Genomic DNA, 16238 nt, shown 5'->3' on the forward strand with positions numbered 1-16238 from the left:
GGGGCGCTCGGTGTGTCATCGGGGTGGAGTCGTGCCCGGCGGCGTCGCCGGCTTGAGCCGTTCGATGCCGAGGGCTTTCATCAGGTACTTTTCGTAGACCGGCTCGGTGTTGCCCGAGCGGATCTTGTGCATGAAGTATTTCTCGAACGCGACCTTGGCCAGATGCACCCACTTGCCCTGCTTCGCCCAGGTGACATTGCGCGGCGGGATCTGCGGAATGGCCACGAATGCCGCGCCGCTGTCGCCCATGTCGGCCAGGCACACCGCGTTCCAGGTCGCCTCGACCGTGGCGGGTTTGCCGTCGATGACGGCCTTGAGGTTGGCGGCCAGCGCACCGACCATGGATTCGATCATGAAGCCGGTCTTGGGCGCCCCGGTCGGCACCGCCGTCGCTTCCACCGGTGGGATCGCCACGCATACGCCGGCGGAGAAAATGTTCGGGAACGCCGGATTGCGCTGGTGCTTGTCGATCAGCACGAAGCCGCGCGGATTGACCAGGCCATCGACGCCGCGTAGTGCGGCCACGCCAGTGAACGCGGGGATCACCATCGAGTAGACAAACGGCAGCGCGTGCGTCTCCAGCACCTGGCCGTGCGCGTCATGCTCGCTGACCTGCATCACGCCGGGTTCGACCTTGTCGATGCGTGCGTTGGTGATCCACTTGATATGGCGCTGACGCAGCTCCTTCTCCAGCAAGCCCTTGGAATCGCCGACGCCACCGAGCCCCATGTGGCCGATGTACGGCTCCGGCGTGACGAACGTCATCGGCACCTTGTCGCGCAATTTGCGCCGGCGCAAATCGGTGTCGAGGATCATCGCGAACTCGTAGGCCGGGCCGAAACAGCTCGCCCCCTGCGCAGCGCCGATCACCACCGGACCGGGCGCTTTCAGGAATGCTTCGTAGGCCTGCCAGGCGGCGGTCGCATGGGCCGTGGTGCAGACCGATTGCGTGCACCCGCCGAGCGGACCCAGCCCCGGAATTTCGTCGAAGGCCAGGCGTGGACCGGTGGTGATGACCAGGTAGTCGTACTTCAGCTCGCGGCCATCCTGCAGCAGCACGCGGTTCTCCGCCGGACGAACCGCGCTGGCCGGCGAGTCGACGAACGCGATGTCGTGCCGGCCCAGCGCCGACGCGGCATCGATCTGCACGTCGGCGGGCTCGCGCCAGCCGATGCCGACCCACGGGTTGGATGGCGTGAACGAGAACAAGCCACCTTCGCCGACCACCGTGACGCGATGGGCACTCCCCAACACGGCCTTGATTTCATAGGCGGCACTCATGCCGCCCAGCCCCGCACCAACGATGACGACGTCACACATGGCGGACTCCTGGTCAGACAGGACTGACAGCGTGCGCTGCCAGGACAGGGGCGGACTTGAGCTTGATCAAATCAGAGGTAAATGGGGTGTCGCCGGCAAGTCGGATCGCCATGGCACACGTACGCGGGCTCGTCGGCATGAATCACCTGGCCTCGTCGATTATCCGCGTGACGACCTGCTCCACCTCGCCTGCCGTCGCCACCAGGGCGGGATCGGTCGAGAGCATGCCCAGCATCGGTACCGGCCGGATCATGCCGATCCAGGTCTTGCCGGCGTCGGTGTAGACAGAGATGCGGCACGGCAGCGCCATGTTCAGTCGCATGTCCGCCGCCAGCACGCTGGCCGCCTGTCGCGGATTGCACACTTCGAACACCTTGCACTGGCGCTCGAACGCGACGCCCTTGCTGCGCAGGGTGGCGCCCAGATCGTGCACGTGCAGCACGCCGAACCCGTTGCGCGCGACCGCTTCGGCCAGGTCGGCGGCGGCCTGTTCCGGCGTCTTGGAAGTTTCAACGATGTAATACATGGTTCACCTCGGCTCGATGGAACGCCACTCAGGACGGAAAGGCGCAACCGGGCTTCAGGCCCAGCTTGCGCAGCAGCATCGCCAGCGGGCAGAAGCCGGTGAACGCGGACTGCAGCAGGTTGGCGCCCACAAACACCGGGAGCCAGATCCAGCCCGGCGCCACGAAATGCGCCAGCGCAATACCCACCAGCACGACGGTGCCGGCGAAACCCAGAACGATGCGATCGACATTCATGACGGAACTCCTGCGGTGAGGTGGAAACCGGCGGGAGGCCAGCAGTCGCTGGTCCTGGCCGTCCGACTAAATCATTACAATCTAAATTAGCTTTATCTTAATTAGACTTCCATGGTAAAGTCAACTCCATGAAACAGGCAATCGCGCACCCCAAGAAGGTTCACCCGATGAACATGCCGGCCGATGCGGATCTGGAGCTCATGCAGTCGCGCGCCGAAGAGGCTTCGCAGCTGCTCAAGACGCTGGGCAACGCGCAGCGGCTGCGCATGCTGTGCCTGCTGCTGGACGGCGAGATGTCGGTGGGACAGATCAACGAGCAACTGCCCGAACTCAGCCAGTCGGCGCTGTCCCAGCATCTGGCCCGGCTGCGCGACGAAGGCCTGGTCAGTACCCGGCGCGAGGCGCAGACGGTGTGGTACACCCTGCCCGCGGGTCCCGCACACGCCATCATCGCCACGCTGTACGGCATCTACTGCGCAACCGACACCGACTCGCGCAGTGCAAGGAACCGGCGCGCGCGGTCGGCACCCAGTCGCACACGCCGCACCGCCTGACAGCCGGGCGCCCGTTCGGGAGAGGTCGGTCCACGGCCCGGGCGCGCAGCTCCGAGCCACCCTTCCCGATCAGCTCGCCCTGATCATCGGGCCGCGACCGGCAGCAGGCTGTCGAGTACCAAGGCGGTCATCCGCGACAGGCCCTGCTCACGCTGCGTCGCCGGCATGTGCGTGTCGCGCTGCAGATGGTCGCTGACGGTCAGTACCGACAGCGCCTGGAAGCCTTCACGCATGGCCACGCCGTACAGGCCGGCCGATTCCATCTCGATCCCGCGGATCCGATGCCGCAGCAGCCGCGCGACCAGCTCCGGGTCGCCGCCATGGAAGCAATCCGTGCTGAACACGCCGCCGATGCACAGGCCGATCCGCTGCGCGGCCGCGGTATCGACGACCGCGCGGATCAGGCCGAAATCGGCGCAGGCGGCGAGATCGTAGCCACCGAAGTGCAGGCGGTTGAAGTTCGAATCGGTCGACGCCGCCTGCGCCAGCAACAAGTCGCCCAGTTCGATCTCGCCCACGCCGCCGCAGGTGCCGACACGCACGATCCGGCGCACGCCGAACACCCGCGCCAGCTCGGTGGCATAGATCGCGCAGGAAGGAATGCCCATGCCGCTGCCCAGCACCGACACGCGCATGCCGCGATAGAAACCGGTGTAGCCGAGCATGTTGCGGCGGGTATTCACCTCGCACGCGTCATCGAGAAGCTCGCCGGCGATGTGCCGCGCGCGCAGTGGATCGCCGGGAAGCAATACGGTGTCGGCGATCTGGCCCGGCGTGGCGTCGAGGTGGGGTGTGCTCATGCGATAGCGGTCATGTGGGGAGAAGAAAACTGCGGCCTGCCGCCAGCGCCGGCAGGCCCAGATGGACGGCCAGACTCTGGCCGATGTCGGCAAAGCTGTCGCACCGACCCAGTGAGCGCGGCGCCAGTCCCGGCCCGAACACCAATGCCGGCACGCATTCGCGGGTATGGTCGCTGCCCGGCCAGGTCGGATCGCAGCCGTGGTCGGCGCTGATCGCCAGCAGGTCGCCGGGGCGCAGCGCACGCAGCAGTTCCGGCAGCCGCGCATCCAGCGCCTCCAGCGCGGCGGCGTAGCCGAACACGTCGCGCCGGTGGCCATACACCATGTCGAAATCGACAAAGTTGGTCGCCACCAGACTGCCGCTGCCGGCCTGCGCGATGGCGGCCAAGGTGGCATCGAACAGTTCGTCGTGACCGTGCGCCTCGATGCAGCGCGACACGCCACGGTGGGCGAAGATGTCGCCGATCTTGCCGATCGCGACCACCTCGCCACCGGCGGCCAGCAGCGTATCGAACAGCGTCGGCGCCGGCGGTGGCAGAGCATAGTCGCGCCGATGCGGGCTGCGGCTGAAGCCTGACTTGGCCGAACCGGTGAACGGCCGCGCGATCACCCGGCCGATGTTGTAATCGGCGAGCAACCCGCGCGCCAGTTCGCACAGACGGTACAGGCGATCGAGACCGAACGCCTGTTCGTGCGCGGCAATCTGGAACACCGAATCGGCCGAGGTGTAGACGATCGGACGGCCGCTGCGCACATGCTCCGCGCCAAGGCGCTGGATGATCTCGGTGCCGGAGGCATGGCAGTTGCCGAGCACGCCGGGCAGTCCGCCCCGCTCCACCAGTGCCTGCAACAAGGCGGGTGGAAACGAAGGCTCGGCCTGCCCGAACACCCCGAACGGTTCGGTCAACACCACGCCGGCGGTTTCCCAGTGACCGGATGGGGTGTCCTTGCCGCGAGCCCGTTCCACCGCGTAGCCCCACAGACCTTCGGCGGCGGGCAGCATCTCGAAACCCGGCGCGGCTTGCCCATGTGCGGCGGCATGCGCTTGCGGCAGACCAAGCCGGGTGAAGTTCGGCAAGCGCAGCGGGCCGCGCGCCGCGGCGGCACAGGCAGCAGCGATATGGCCGAAGGTGTCGGCGCCTGCGTCGCCGTAGTCCGCGGCATCGGGAGCCGCGCCCAGGCCCAGCGAATCGAGTACCAGCCAGACAGCGCGAGTCATGCGGCGCACTCCGCCGGCGCGCGCCATTGCCACAACGCCACGGCGGGCGGCGCCTCGGGCGCAATCCGAAAGGCGCGGCGCACGCTCGCCACCGCCGCATCGGCGGCGTCCGCGCTGCGGGCGTGCACGATCGCCAGCGGCTGACCCGCGTCGATGGCGTCGCCTCGCCCGCTCACCTCGGCCAGGCCCACGGCATGATCCAGCACCTGCTCCGGCCGCGTGCGTCCGCCGCCCAGATCGACCACGACCTGCCCCAGCGCGCGCACGTCGATCGCCGCGACATGGCCGGATTCGGATGCCAGCACCGCGCGTCGTATGGGTGCCACCGTCAGATGCGCATCCGGCCGTTCCAGCAGATCGGCCGGGCCACCCAGCGCGGAAACCATTCGCGCGAAGCGCTCGGCGGCCGCGCCCGAATCCAGCGCCATCCGCACGCGCCGGTCCGCCTCGCCACGATCGCGTGCAAGTCCACCCATGCACAACAACTCGGCCGCCAGTTCCAGGCTCAACGCGCGCAGCCGCGGGTTGTCGCCGCGGCGGCCGCGCAGCAGGTCAAGCACCGCGCGCAGCTCCAGCGCGTTGCCCGCCTCGCGACCGAGCACCTGACCCATGTCGCTGAAAGCCACCCGCAGGCTGATGCCGGTGCCTGCCGCCGTCGCCAGCATGCGTTCGGCCAGTGCGCGTGCTGCCTCCATGCCGGGCAGCTGCGCACCGCTGCCGGTCTTGATGTCGAGCACCAGCGCCTGGGCGCCACCGGCGAGCTTCTTGGACAGGATTGAAGCCACCATCAACTCGGCCACGTCCACTGTGGCGGTGACATCGCGCACCGCATACAGGCGGCGATCGGCCGGCACCAGGCCGGCGCCCTGACCGACGATCGCACAGCCGACCTCGCCGACCACCTGGCACAGCCGCGCGGTGGTCGGATGAACGTCGTACCCGGCCAGGCTTTCCAGTTTGTCCAGGGTGCCACCGGTATGCCCGAGGCCGCGACCGGAAATCATCGGTACATAGCCGCCGCATGCCGCCAGCAAGGGCGCCAGCAGCAGGCTTACGCCGTCACCCACGCCACCGGTGGAATGCTTGTCCAGCACCGGTCCGGGCAGGTGGTCCCAGCGCAGCCGCTGACCGGAATCGCACAGGGCGAGGGTGAACTGGAGGCACTCGTCGATGCTCATCCCGCGCCACGCGACCGCCATCGCAAACGCGGCGATCTGGCCCTCGCTCCACGACCCGTCACCGATGCCCTGCGCCACCGCGCGCAGCTGGTTGGCATCGAGCCGGACGCCGTCGCGCTTGCAGCGAATCAGCGCCGCGGCGGACGGCATGCTCATGCTTTCGCTGACGCGATAGTCGCCAGTTCGCCGAACAACGCGCTGGCACCGATGCGGAAATGCGCCGGATCGCTCCAACCCACACCCAATCGTGCCTCCGCCAGGTCCAGATAGGTCACCGCATCGGCCAGCGTGCGGATGCCGCCGGCGGCCTTGAAGCCACAGCGGCCGCCGGCCGCGGCGATGGCATCGAGGATCACCGCGGCAGCCTGCACAGTGGCGTTGACCGGCACCTTGCCGGTCGAGGTCTTGAGAAAGTCGACGCCCTCCTCGAGGCCGATCGCGCACGCCGCGCGGATCAGCTCGGGCGTGCCCAGCACTCCGGTCTCGAGAATCAGTTTCAGCGGCACGTCGTCCGTGCAGGCCGCGCGGCAACTCCTGACCACGGTCCGTGCGCATGCTGCATCCCCGTCCAGCAACGCCCGATACGGCAGCACCAGATCGATCTCGTCGGCCCCGGCAGCCAGCGCGCGCCGCGTCTCGCGTTCCACCCGGGTGGGATCGCTGCCGCCATCGGGAAAGTTCACCACCGTCGCCACCTTGACCTCGGTGCCCTGCAAGCAGCGACGCGCCGTCGTGATGTGTTCCGGGTAAACGCAGACTGCCGCCGGCAAGCGCGGTGCGGCAACGGCCGACCTGCACAACGCCTCGATCTGTGCGGAGGTGTCGTCCTCGCCCAGGCTGGTCAGGTCGAGCAGGGACAACAGGCGGGCCGCAAGGGCGCGCGGGCTACGAGCATCGATAGACACAGGCCGCTCCACGGATCAGTTGCCGCGAAGCGTAAGGCGCACGGAAAGCGGGCTCCTTGATCTATGGCAAGCCGATCAGAACGCGTAGAGCAGCACCGCGAAAAAGTGGCAGATGGTGCCGGTCAGCACGAACAGATGCCAGATGAAATGGCTATAGCGGACCTTCTCGTCCAGCACGAAAAACACCACGCCGAGCGTGTACGCCAGGCCACCGGCGGCCAGCCAGGCCAGGCCGCCGGCTTCCATGCGCACCCACAGCGGGTGAATCGCGATCAGGCCCACCCAACCCATGGCCACGTACAGCACCGTGGACACGTGCGGGAAACGCAGCCCGCCCAGCGCCTTGAACAGCATGCCCGCCAGGGCCAGGCCCCAGATCAGGCCGAACAGCCCCCAGCCCCAGCCGCCGCGCAACACGCCCAGTGTGATCGGCGTGTAGGTTCCGGCGATCAGCAGATAGATCGCGATGTGATCGAGCGCCCGCAGGATCGCCTTCACCTTCGGCTGCGGAATCGCGTGATACAGCGTCGATGCCAGATACAGCAGCACCGCGCTGCCACCGAAAGTCAGCGCACTGGCCATCGCATAGCCGCTGCCGATGTGATCGGCCCGAACGACCAGAACCGGCAGGCCGGCGATCGCCAGCAGCAGGCCCAGCCCGTGGCTGAGGCTGTTGGCCAGCTCCTCGCCCCAGGTCTGCTGTCGGATGATCGTGCTGGCGCTGGTCAGTGACATGCGAGGGCGGCTTCTTCTGCGGTTTTCGGAATGCATCTGGCGAGCGCCATCACACCTTGGCGAACACCAGGCTGGCGTTGGTGCCGCCGAAGCCGAAGCTGTTCGACATCACCGTGGCCAGCTTTGCCGGGCGGCTTTCGCGCAGGATCGGAAAGCCCTCGGCGCGCGGATCGAGTTCGTCGATGTTGGCCGAGCCGGCCATGAAGCCCTCGTTGAGCATCAGCAAGCTGTAGATCGCCTCGTGCACGCTCGCTGCGCCGAGCGAGTGGCCGGTCAGCGACTTGGTCGAGGACAGCGGCGGCACGGCATCGCCGAACACCTGACGCAAGGCCTGCAGTTCGACGATGTCGCCCAGCGGCGTGGCGGTGCCATGGGTGTTGACGTAGTCGACCGGTGCGCTCACGTTGGCCATCGCCATCTGCATGCAGCGCACCGCGCCCTCGCCGCTCGGCGCCACCATGTCGGCGCCGTCGGAAGTGACGCCGTAGCCGACCAGCTCGGCGTGGATGTGCGCGCCGCGCGCCTTCGCATGTTCGTACTCCTCCAGCACCAGCATGCCGCCGCCGCCGGCGATGACGAAGCCGTCGCGGCCGGTGTCGTACGGCCGCGAGGCAGCGGCCGGCGTGTCGTTGCGGCCGCTGGACAACGCGCCCATCGCGTCGAACTGCGCGGTCATGCCCCAGTGCACTTCCTCGCCGCCGCCGGCGAACATCACGTCCTGCGCACCATGGCGGATCAGGTCGGCGGCGGCGCCGATGCAGTGCGCCGACGTGGCGCAGGCGGCGGAGATCGAATAGCTGAGGCCGAGGATGCCGAACGCGGTGGCCAGCGTGGCCGACACGGTCGAGCACATCGTGCGCGGCACCATGTACGGGCCGACCTTGCGCACGCCCTTGTTGCGCAGCAGGTCGCCGGTCTCGATCTGCCACTGCGCCGAGCCACCGCCGGAACCGGCGATCACGCCGCTGCGCGGGTGGCGGATGTGCTCGATGGCCAGTCCCGCGTCGGCGATCGCCGCGCGCATCGCCACGTAGGCGTAGGCCGCCGCGTCGCCCATGAAGCGCTTCAGCTTGCGGTCGATCGCGGCCTCCAGGTCGATCTGCGGCACGCCGGCGACCCGACTGCGCAGGCCCAGCTCGGCATAGTCCGGCATGGCCCGGATGCCACTGCGGCCATCGCGCAGTGCACGCGCCACGGTTGCCGGCAGGTTGCCCAGGCACGACACGACGCCCATGCCGGTCACCACTACCCGGCGCATCTCAAAAGCCCTCGGTGGACTGGAACAGGCCCACGCGCATGTCGGTGGCCTCGTAGATCAGGCGGTCGTCGACGAAGGTCTTGCCGTCGGCGATCACCAACCGCAGCTTGCCGCGCATCACGCGGCGGATGTCGATCTCGTAGCGCACCAGCTTCGCGCTCGGCAGCACCTGGCCGGAGAATTTCACCTGGCCCACGCCGAGCGCGCGGCCGCGGCCGGGCTCGCCCAGCCACGGCAGGAAGAAACCGCTGAGCTGCCACATCGCATCCAGGCCGAGGCAGCCGGGCATCACCGGGTCGCCGATGAAGTGGCAGTCGAAAAACCACAAGCTCGGATGGATATCCAGTTCGGCGTGGATCACGCCCTTGCCGTACGCGCCACCCTCGCTGGCGATGTGGGTGATGCGGTCGAACATCAGCATCGGCGGCGATGGCAACCGGGCATTGCCGTCACCGAAAAGTTCGCCGCGGCCGCACGCGCGCAGTTGTTCGTAGTCAAACGAAGAAGGACGTGTCATGAATTGCTCACTGGGTCGGGAGTGCATAGTCTGCACAGCTCCGCGCTCAGCCGTATTGATCCGGGTCAATCCGCCGCGACGGCCGCCATCGCCCGCCCCCGCCGCGTGGGGCATATCGTCGCAACGCAGGGCGCATATTTCAGGCAGGGCAGCCGCGATCGTGACGGCAATGGGCGCCCAGGCTACGCTTGCGCAACAACGCCGCGCGCAGCAGGGCCTGGGCCAGCCGCGCCTGCCAGCCGCTATCCGCCACTGCCGCACAGGTGCGCCACGCATCGCGCAACGCCGATGCCTCGCGCACAGGGCCGGCCGCGCGCCACAGCAGGTCGCCCAGCGCGCCGAGCTGTGGCGGTGACAGGCTGTCGCCACGCTCGATCCAGCGGTAGTCGCCATGCCGGCCGGGGCGCGGCTCGGCAGCGGCCAGCATGTGGCCAAGCCGACGCCCGCACAACACGCCTTCCAGCAGCGAATTGCTGGCCAGCCGATTCGCGCCGTGCACGCCGTTGCAAGCCACTTCACCCACCGCATGCAGGCCTGGCACACTGGTTCGCCCATCCGCATCGGTGGCCAGCCCGCCCATGTGGAAATGCGCTGCCGGCGTGACTGGTATGGGCGCCCGCCGGGGATCGAAACCGTGGGCACGGCACGCGGCCAGCACGGTGGGAAAGCGCCGTTCCCAATCGCCCGCCACGACCGCTGCATCGAGCCAGACCTGCCCGCCCTCGCCTTGCACCTGAGCTACGCGTCGCGCGACCACGTCGCGCGGCGCGAGGTCGCCGAGCGGATGCACGCCGGCCATCAGCGGCTGCCCATCGGCATCGAGCAAGCGCGCGCCGGCACCACGCAGCGCCTCGGTGACCAGCGGCAGGCAGTGTCCGGCGACGTCCAGGGCGGTGGGGTGGAACTGCACGAATTCCAGATCGCGCGGCGAGGCGCCGCTCGCCAGCCCCAGCGCCAACCCGGCACCGTCCGCGCCCGGCGGATTGCTGGTGCGTGCAAACAGCGCACCGATGCCACCGGTGGCGAGCACCACCGCCGCCGCCTCGATGTGTTCGTGTCGCCCACGTCCATCGCGGGTACGCACGCCGACGACGGCACCGTCGTGGACCAGCAGGGCATCGACGTCGACACCGCCGCGCCACTGCACATGCGCCGCAGCCTGCACCTTCGCGCGCAAGGCATGCACCAGTGCGGCTCCGCTGGCATCGCCGCCGGCGTGCACGATCCGCACGGCGGAATGACCGCCTTCGCGCCCCAGCTGCAAGCGGCCAGCGCCATCGCGATCGAACAGCACGCCTTGCGCCTGCAGCCACGCGATGGCGCCTGGCGCCTCGCGTGTCAGCCACTGCACCATCGCCACGTCGTTGTGATGGGCGCCGGCCAACAAGGTGTCGGCGGCGTGGGCGGCGGGGCTGTCGTGCGGATCAAGTGCGGCGGCAATGCCACCCTGGGCCAGGGCGCTGGCACTGCCACTGCCGTCGTGCGCACGACACAGTAAACGCACTGGCGCAGGCGCGGCGGCCAACGCCGTGGCCAGGCCGGCCACACCACCCCCCACCACCACGATTGGCAGGCGTGCACGCCTCACACGGTTTCGCGCCGTCCGACCGCGAGCATGCGCTCCAGCGCGGCACGCGCACGCACACGGATGTCCGCGGGTACCTCCACCGCGTGTTTCATGTCGCGCAGGGACGCGTAGATGTTCTGCAAGGTGATCCGCTGCATGTGCGGACACAGGTTGCACGGCTTGATGAATTGCGTCGCCGGAAACTGCGCGCGCAGGTTGTCGGCCATCGAGCACTCGGTGATCAGCGCGACGCGTGCCGGCTTCTCGCGCTCCAGCCACTTGCCCATCGCCGTGGTGGAACCGACGAAGTCCACCTCGGCGAGCACCTCGGGCGGGCATTCCGGATGCGCCACCAGCATCGCGTCGAACTGCTCACGCGCATGCCGCGCCTGCTGAGCGGTGAACTTCTCGTGCACTTCGCAGCGGCCATGCCACAACACCAGCTCGACTGCGGTCTGGCTGGCGACGTGGCGGCCCAGGTACTCGTCGGGCAGGAAGATCACCTTGCCAACACCCATTGACTCGACCACCTGCACCGCGTTCGCCGAGGTGCAGATCGCGTCGGACTCCGCCTTCACCGCGGCCGACGTGTTGGCGTAGCTCACCACCGGCGTGCCCGGGTGCTGAGCGCGCAACGCACGCACGTCGGCAGCGGTGATCGACGAGGCCAGCGAGCAGCCGGCTTCCAGGTCGGGTATCAGCACAGTCTTGTGCGGCGCGAGGATCTTCGCGGTCTCGGCCATGAAGTGCACGCCGCACAACACGATCAGGTCGGCGTCGCACTCGGCCGCGGCCTGTGCCAGGCCGAGCGAGTCGCCGGTGATGTCGGCCACGCCGTGGAAGATCTCCGGCGACTGGTAGCTGTGCGCCATGATCACCGCACCGCGCTGCTTCTTCAGCTTGTTGATGGCGTCGATCCACGGCAGGTGCAGCGGAATCTCCAGGCACGGCACCAGTGGTTCCAGGCGCTCGGCCAGCGCGGCGTACTCGTGTTCCAGTTCGTCGCGCCAGACCGGCACGGGCAGCGTTGCGGCGGCAGTCATCGTGATCGCTTTTCAGGGGAGGAAACGGGATGGCTCAGACGGCTTCGCCGCGGCAGGCATATGCGACGCGTCGGCCCGGAGGCTCCGCCGCGTGCGGCAAACGGCGCGGCATTGGCCAAGGAAGGAGCGTGTGGAGAGTCTGGCCAGGCATGGTGGGCGGCATCATGGCCGGCTTGACCGGCCGCACGCCTTGACCCACGTCAACCACCCCGCCCTGTTGCGGGTCGTGGTGCACGTGGCCGGCACGCCCGGCATCGGCAAGCTGGTGCTCATGGGCGAGGCTCCACGGTCGACAGGAAATGATTCGCGCGCCAGCGCACGCCATGCAGCGTCCACCCCATGCAACCCCAGGCCAGCAGCAACGCCAACCCGGCCGCGCGGGCCAGCCACGCCGATGGCCACGCCACGGCAGCCGGCAACAACAACAGCGGCGCTTGCGCCAGCAGTGCGCGGGTCTTGTCGTGTGCGGACAGGAGCCGCTGCACACCGGGCAACTGCACGCCGCGACCGCAGCGCCGGTGCAGTTCGATCCAGCCGATGAAGGGAACGATCTCCAGCATCATGCCGGCGACCAGCAGCGGCAATGCAATGCCCAGCCCCAGCGCCGCGGCCAGCATACCGCCACGTACGCCTGCGGCCAACGCCAGTGCCGCCAGCGCCAGCATGACCAAGCCGGCGCGCCAGCTCCACAGCAACGGCCCGCGACGCAGTCGCGGCGCACGCCATTGCAGCCACAACGCCGCAACGGCGAACAGCAGCGCATGCGCGGCTACCGCGCCGGCCAGCCAGTCGCCGCCACCGGCCAGGCGCCAGCATGCCGCGCCGAACAACATCAGCAACACGCTGCCCAACCACACTGACTGCATCGGTTCGCGCACCGTGCCGGTGCCCTGGAACATCGGCATCACCACCCGCGCCACGCTGGCCATCAGCACCACCACCCAGCCCAGCACGCCCCAGCTGGCGTGCACATCGGTGAGTACCGCCAACGGCAGGGCCAGGTATCCGGCGAAGCCCGACGCAAGCATGCCGCCGAGCAACGCGGTGAGCACGGCAAACCCGATCGCCACGCCGAAGCCCGCACGCAGCAGGCGCTGGCCCGCCGCGACCAGCAAGCCAGGCAGGGTCATCGTCGCCATCAGGGCGAATGCCAGCGGCAACAGCACGGCGGCGGCGACGAGTGCCGTGCGCCAACCCTGGTGCAGCCCCGCCACCAGCAACAGCACGCCAAGGTTGAACAGGGCATGCAACCATGGCCCGAACGTCGCACTGCCGCGCACTCGCACGCCGGCCGCGACGGGCAGGAACTGCAGCACGCTGCCGAACATCGCGTTGCCCAGCACGCCCAGCGTGAACACGTGCACCAGCGCCAGCGTGGCCGGGTTCCAGCGCAAGCGCAGCGCGGCATCGCCGTCGACGATCAGCAGGGCGCCGGCCAGCATTCCCCACCACGGCGCTCCGAGCAGGAAGCGCCGCGGCAACGACGGAGCCGGAGCCTGCTCAAGCCGAAGCTGCGTCATCGCCGCCCGGATAACGGATCAGTACGCGCGCGCCGCCGGTCGGCAAGGCGAACGCCGTCGTCTGCATTCCTCGCGAGGCCAGCGCGTCGAGCAGCGGCGTCGGCAGCAGCGGGGTGAGCACCTGCACTGCCTGCCCGGGCAGCAACGCGTCGGCAGCCGCCAGCGCGCGCAGCATCGGCTCCGGCGACGGCAGCCAGCGCAGGTCAAGTTCGGGAAGTACCGCGTCGTCGACGCGGCGATGGGGTGATGATTGGGCTTTCATGGCGTCATCTCAACGCAGTCGCGACGCGGGCGCGCTGACCTGGATCAACGCGCCCGCCTGCGTTGCCGCTTCGTTCAACGTGCGCCGGCCAATGTCTGCTGGCCACGCCACTCCAGTTGCAGCCACAGCTTCGCACTGTTGCGGCCGAAGCCGTCAGCGCGATAATCCGCCACCTTCAGCAGGCCGCTGAGGCCCTGCGCCAGCGGAAACGCCAGCGAGGCATCCCACTCGCTGCCGTAGCGACCGCCGCGATCGGCGCGGTAGTCGTGGTACGCCACTGCCCAGGCCAGCTTGCTGACGATGCCGCTGCGACCGAAGTTGCCGTTGACGCCGACGTAGCGATCTTCCAGCCCACCGGCCGGGGTCACGTTGAACTGGTCGTTCCAGCCGTTGAACGCGTGCAGCGTGGCCAGCGGTGTCTGCAGTGCATGCCGGCCGTTGCCGCCCAGGTGTTCCCAGCCCAGCTTCGCGGTGATCCCGGACTGCGTCCAGCTCGGCTCCAGCAGCCAGTAGCTGTGCGCGAAGTGCTGTGGGTTGTTGGCATAGTCGATTTGCCGCGCTCCCTCCAGCGTCCAGCCGAGGCCGTTGCCATCGTGCAGCGCCTTGCCGTTCCAGCGCAGGCCGTAGGTGGCGCTGGAGGCGCTGGCCACGTCGCGATCCTCGTGAAGGTAGGCGTAGCCACCCCATTGCTGTGCGTCCCGGGTCCAGGCCAGGTTGAGCAGGTGCGTATTCAACTTGCGTTCGCGCGCAAGCGGGTTCAGTGCATCGCGGCCGGCCACCCGGTGCACCCGGTCGAGCCAGTCGTAGCGCACCGCCAATGCCGCCAGTGGCTGCCAGCGCAATTCGACTGCATCGAAGGTCTGCTCGTGCTGGCGCCAGCCGCTGTTGCCGACCCAGCGCTGGTTGTCCAGCAGCAGCCGCTGGCGACCCGCGGTGGCGCCGAACTGCTCGCCTTGCCAGCGTAACCAGTACTGGTTGAACTCGCTGCCGCGCGGGTCGGTGATCGCGGGGTACGAGGCACGACCATTGGCACCGCTGTTGTAACGGTCGCCGGCACTGGCCACGCCGGCGCCTTCGACCAGGCCGCTCCAGCCATGCCCGAACTCGGCATGCAGGCCGAGGCGCAGGCGCAAGGTGTCGGCATGGGCGTTGCGCGCGAACGCATCGTCGTCAACCTGCTCATGGCGCAGGCGGGCGTCCCATTCCAGCTGCCACGATGGCCCGGCCGATGTTGCCGGCCCACCGGCAGTGCCGATTCCGTCGGTCGCCCAGGCCGGCGTAGCCAGGATCGCGAACAGGCAAGCTGCCGAAAGATAGTTGCGTGCATGGTTCATTACGTTGCTCCCTTGTGGTCGGCGGCAGTCTCGAAGTGCGCAAGTGCGCCCGAGCTGACCTTGGTCAAGTCCCTGCCATGCAAAGTGCGGCTGTGACAACGCGCCACGGCCGCGCATGCCGTCGAAACGGCAACGCCGGCCACGAGGGCCGGCGTTGCTTCCTGCGTTGTCCCGCCTGGACATCTTTACGTCCAGACATTTTCTCTCGCGCCGACCCGGGTCAGTGCTCCGCCGCCGGTGCCGGCGACGCCGCGGCACGTGCCTTGGTCACCTCTTCCTTGCTGACCTGCCCGCCCGGGTTGCCCCAGCTGTTCAGCACGTAGGTCAGGATGTTCGCCACCTCGTCGTCGTTCAACTGCGCCATCGGCGGCATCACCGAGTCGTACTCGTGGCCGTTCACCGTGATCTTGCCGGTCAGGCCGTGCGTCACGATCGTCATCGCCCGCTTCGGGTCCGCCGCCAGGAAGTCCGACTTCGCCAGCGGCGGGAACACGTTCGGCAGGCCTTCGCCGTTCGCCTGGTGGCATACCGAGCAGGTGCCGGTGAACAACTGCTTGCCCGCCGCGATCTGCTCGGCCTTGGTCAGCGTGCCGGCCGCATGCGCTGTCGCCGCCGTGCTCACCGCTGTCAGGTTCGGCTCCGAACGATCACCCAGGTAGACCGAGTCCACTTCCTTGCCCGAGTAGATCGACTTGTCTTCCGGACCGTCCACCTTGAGGATGCCCAGCGCGCCCTTGTTGAACGCGCGGAAGATCGAGTGGTCGACCAGCACGTAGCTGCCCGGCACGTCGGTGTGGAACTCCACCATCGCCGCGCCGCCGGCCGGGATCAGCGTGGTCTGCACGTTGTGCTGTGCCACCGTGCCGCCCTCGGGCTGCACCTTGTCGAAGATCTCGCCGATCACGTGGAAGCTCGACACCAGGTTCGGCCCGCCGTTGCCCACGAACAGCCGTACCGTCTGGTTGGTCTTGGCGGTCAGCGCGTTGTCGCCGGTGAGCGCGCCTTCCTTGCCGTTGAACAGCACGTAGGTCGGGTGCTCGTCGATCGCCTTCTCCATGTCGAACGGCTGCAGGCCCTTCTGGCGGTACTTGCCGGTGGTGTAGAAGTCGCCCTGCATCACGTAGTACTCGTGGTCGACCTTCGGCAACCCCTCCGGCGGCTCGACCAGGATCAGCCCGTACATGCCGTTGGCGATGTGCATGCCCACCGGCGCGGTCGCGCAGTGGTACACGTAGATGCCCTGGTTCAGCGCCTTGAAGGTGAAC

The 16238-nt window shown here is 68.5% G+C and carries 17 protein-coding genes; 1 reads left to right on the top strand and 16 read right to left on the bottom strand.

Annotation, left to right across the window (positions count from 1 at the left end; genetic code table 11):
- Window positions 1-15 precede the first annotated feature (15 nt).
- From ABD024_RS12010 to ABD024_RS12020, 3 genes are all read right to left on the bottom strand, one after another.
- Window positions 16-1320, bottom strand: a complete 1305-nt coding sequence (locus ABD024_RS12010) for an NAD(P)/FAD-dependent oxidoreductase (protein ID WP_343852911.1) — start codon at window positions 1318-1320, stop codon at window positions 16-18.
- Window positions 1321-1462: 142 nt separating this feature from the next.
- Complete coding sequence (locus ABD024_RS12015; RefSeq protein ID WP_343852913.1) at window positions 1463-1846, bottom strand: DUF302 domain-containing protein; 384 nt, start codon at window positions 1844-1846, stop codon at window positions 1463-1465.
- Between the two features lie 28 nt (window positions 1847-1874).
- On the bottom strand, window positions 1875-2081 hold the full coding sequence (locus ABD024_RS12020; protein WP_343852915.1) for a YgaP family membrane protein: 207 nt from the start codon (window positions 2079-2081) through the stop codon (window positions 1875-1877).
- A gap of 167 nt (window positions 2082-2248) precedes the next feature.
- On the opposite strand from ABD024_RS12020, the gene ABD024_RS12025 reads away from it, so the two are divergent.
- Window positions 2249-2635, top strand: a complete 387-nt coding sequence (locus ABD024_RS12025) for an ArsR/SmtB family transcription factor (protein ID WP_343854677.1) — start codon at window positions 2249-2251, stop codon at window positions 2633-2635.
- An 83-nt stretch (window positions 2636-2718) separates the two neighbouring features.
- Here the strand turns inward: ABD024_RS12025 and deoD are convergent, their stop codons facing one another.
- From deoD to ABD024_RS12090, 13 genes are all read right to left on the bottom strand, one after another.
- Window positions 2719-3435 carry a purine-nucleoside phosphorylase gene (gene deoD, locus ABD024_RS12030; protein ID WP_343852917.1) on the bottom strand — a complete coding sequence of 239 codons (717 nt, stop codon included), beginning with the start codon at window positions 3433-3435 and terminating at the stop codon, window positions 2719-2721.
- A gap of 10 nt (window positions 3436-3445) precedes the next feature.
- Window positions 3446-4654: a phosphopentomutase gene (locus tag ABD024_RS12035; RefSeq protein ID WP_343852919.1), complete on the bottom strand. Its 1209-nt coding sequence runs from the start codon at window positions 4652-4654 to the stop codon at window positions 3446-3448.
- Window positions 4651-5988: a thymidine phosphorylase gene (locus tag ABD024_RS12040; protein ID WP_343852921.1), complete on the bottom strand. Its 1338-nt coding sequence runs from the start codon at window positions 5986-5988 to the stop codon at window positions 4651-4653. The genes ABD024_RS12035 and ABD024_RS12040 overlap by 4 nt, the downstream gene beginning before the upstream one ends.
- Entirely contained in the window at window positions 5985-6737 is a 753-nt protein-coding gene (gene deoC / locus ABD024_RS12045; RefSeq protein WP_343852923.1) for a deoxyribose-phosphate aldolase, read from the bottom strand. Before deoC ends, ABD024_RS12040 begins: the two co-directional genes overlap by 4 nt.
- 75 nt (window positions 6738-6812) lie before the next feature.
- On the bottom strand, window positions 6813-7472 hold the full coding sequence (gene trhA, locus ABD024_RS12050; RefSeq protein ID WP_343852926.1) for a PAQR family membrane homeostasis protein TrhA: 660 nt from the start codon (window positions 7470-7472) through the stop codon (window positions 6813-6815).
- A gap of 49 nt (window positions 7473-7521) precedes the next feature.
- The gene (gene fabB / locus ABD024_RS12055; protein WP_343852928.1) at window positions 7522-8730 is read right to left on the bottom strand and encodes a beta-ketoacyl-ACP synthase I; all 1209 of its coding nucleotides are present in this window, start codon (window positions 8728-8730) and stop codon (window positions 7522-7524) included.
- Between the two features lies 1 nt (window position 8731).
- Window positions 8732-9247 carry a 3-hydroxyacyl-[acyl-carrier-protein] dehydratase FabA gene (gene fabA, locus ABD024_RS12060; protein WP_343852930.1) on the bottom strand — a complete coding sequence of 172 codons (516 nt, stop codon included), beginning with the start codon at window positions 9245-9247 and terminating at the stop codon, window positions 8732-8734.
- A 139-nt stretch (window positions 9248-9386) separates the two neighbouring features.
- On the bottom strand, window positions 9387-10835 hold the full coding sequence (locus tag ABD024_RS12065) for an L-aspartate oxidase (protein ID WP_343852932.1): 1449 nt from the start codon (window positions 10833-10835) through the stop codon (window positions 9387-9389).
- Window positions 10832-11857 carry a quinolinate synthase NadA gene (gene nadA, locus ABD024_RS12070; protein ID WP_343852934.1) on the bottom strand — a complete coding sequence of 342 codons (1026 nt, stop codon included), beginning with the start codon at window positions 11855-11857 and terminating at the stop codon, window positions 10832-10834. Before nadA ends, ABD024_RS12065 begins: the two co-directional genes overlap by 4 nt.
- Window positions 11858-12126: 269 nt before the next feature.
- On the bottom strand, window positions 12127-13377 hold the full coding sequence (locus ABD024_RS12075) for a hypothetical protein (protein ID WP_343852937.1): 1251 nt from the start codon (window positions 13375-13377) through the stop codon (window positions 12127-12129).
- Window positions 13358-13639, bottom strand: a complete 282-nt coding sequence (locus ABD024_RS12080; protein WP_343852939.1) for a DUF2249 domain-containing protein — start codon at window positions 13637-13639, stop codon at window positions 13358-13360. Before ABD024_RS12080 ends, ABD024_RS12075 begins: the two co-directional genes overlap by 20 nt.
- Before the next feature lie 74 nt (window positions 13640-13713).
- Window positions 13714-14973, bottom strand: a complete 1260-nt coding sequence (locus ABD024_RS12085; protein ID WP_343852941.1) for an alginate export family protein — start codon at window positions 14971-14973, stop codon at window positions 13714-13716.
- Between the two features lie 220 nt (window positions 14974-15193).
- Window positions 15194-16238 (bottom strand): c-type cytochrome (locus ABD024_RS12090; protein ID WP_343852944.1); only part of this gene is annotated, 1045 nt, incomplete at its 5' end.

The organism is Rhodanobacter soli, from assembly GCF_039523495.1.
Taxonomy (GTDB): domain Bacteria; phylum Pseudomonadota; class Gammaproteobacteria; order Xanthomonadales; family Rhodanobacteraceae; genus Rhodanobacter; species Rhodanobacter soli.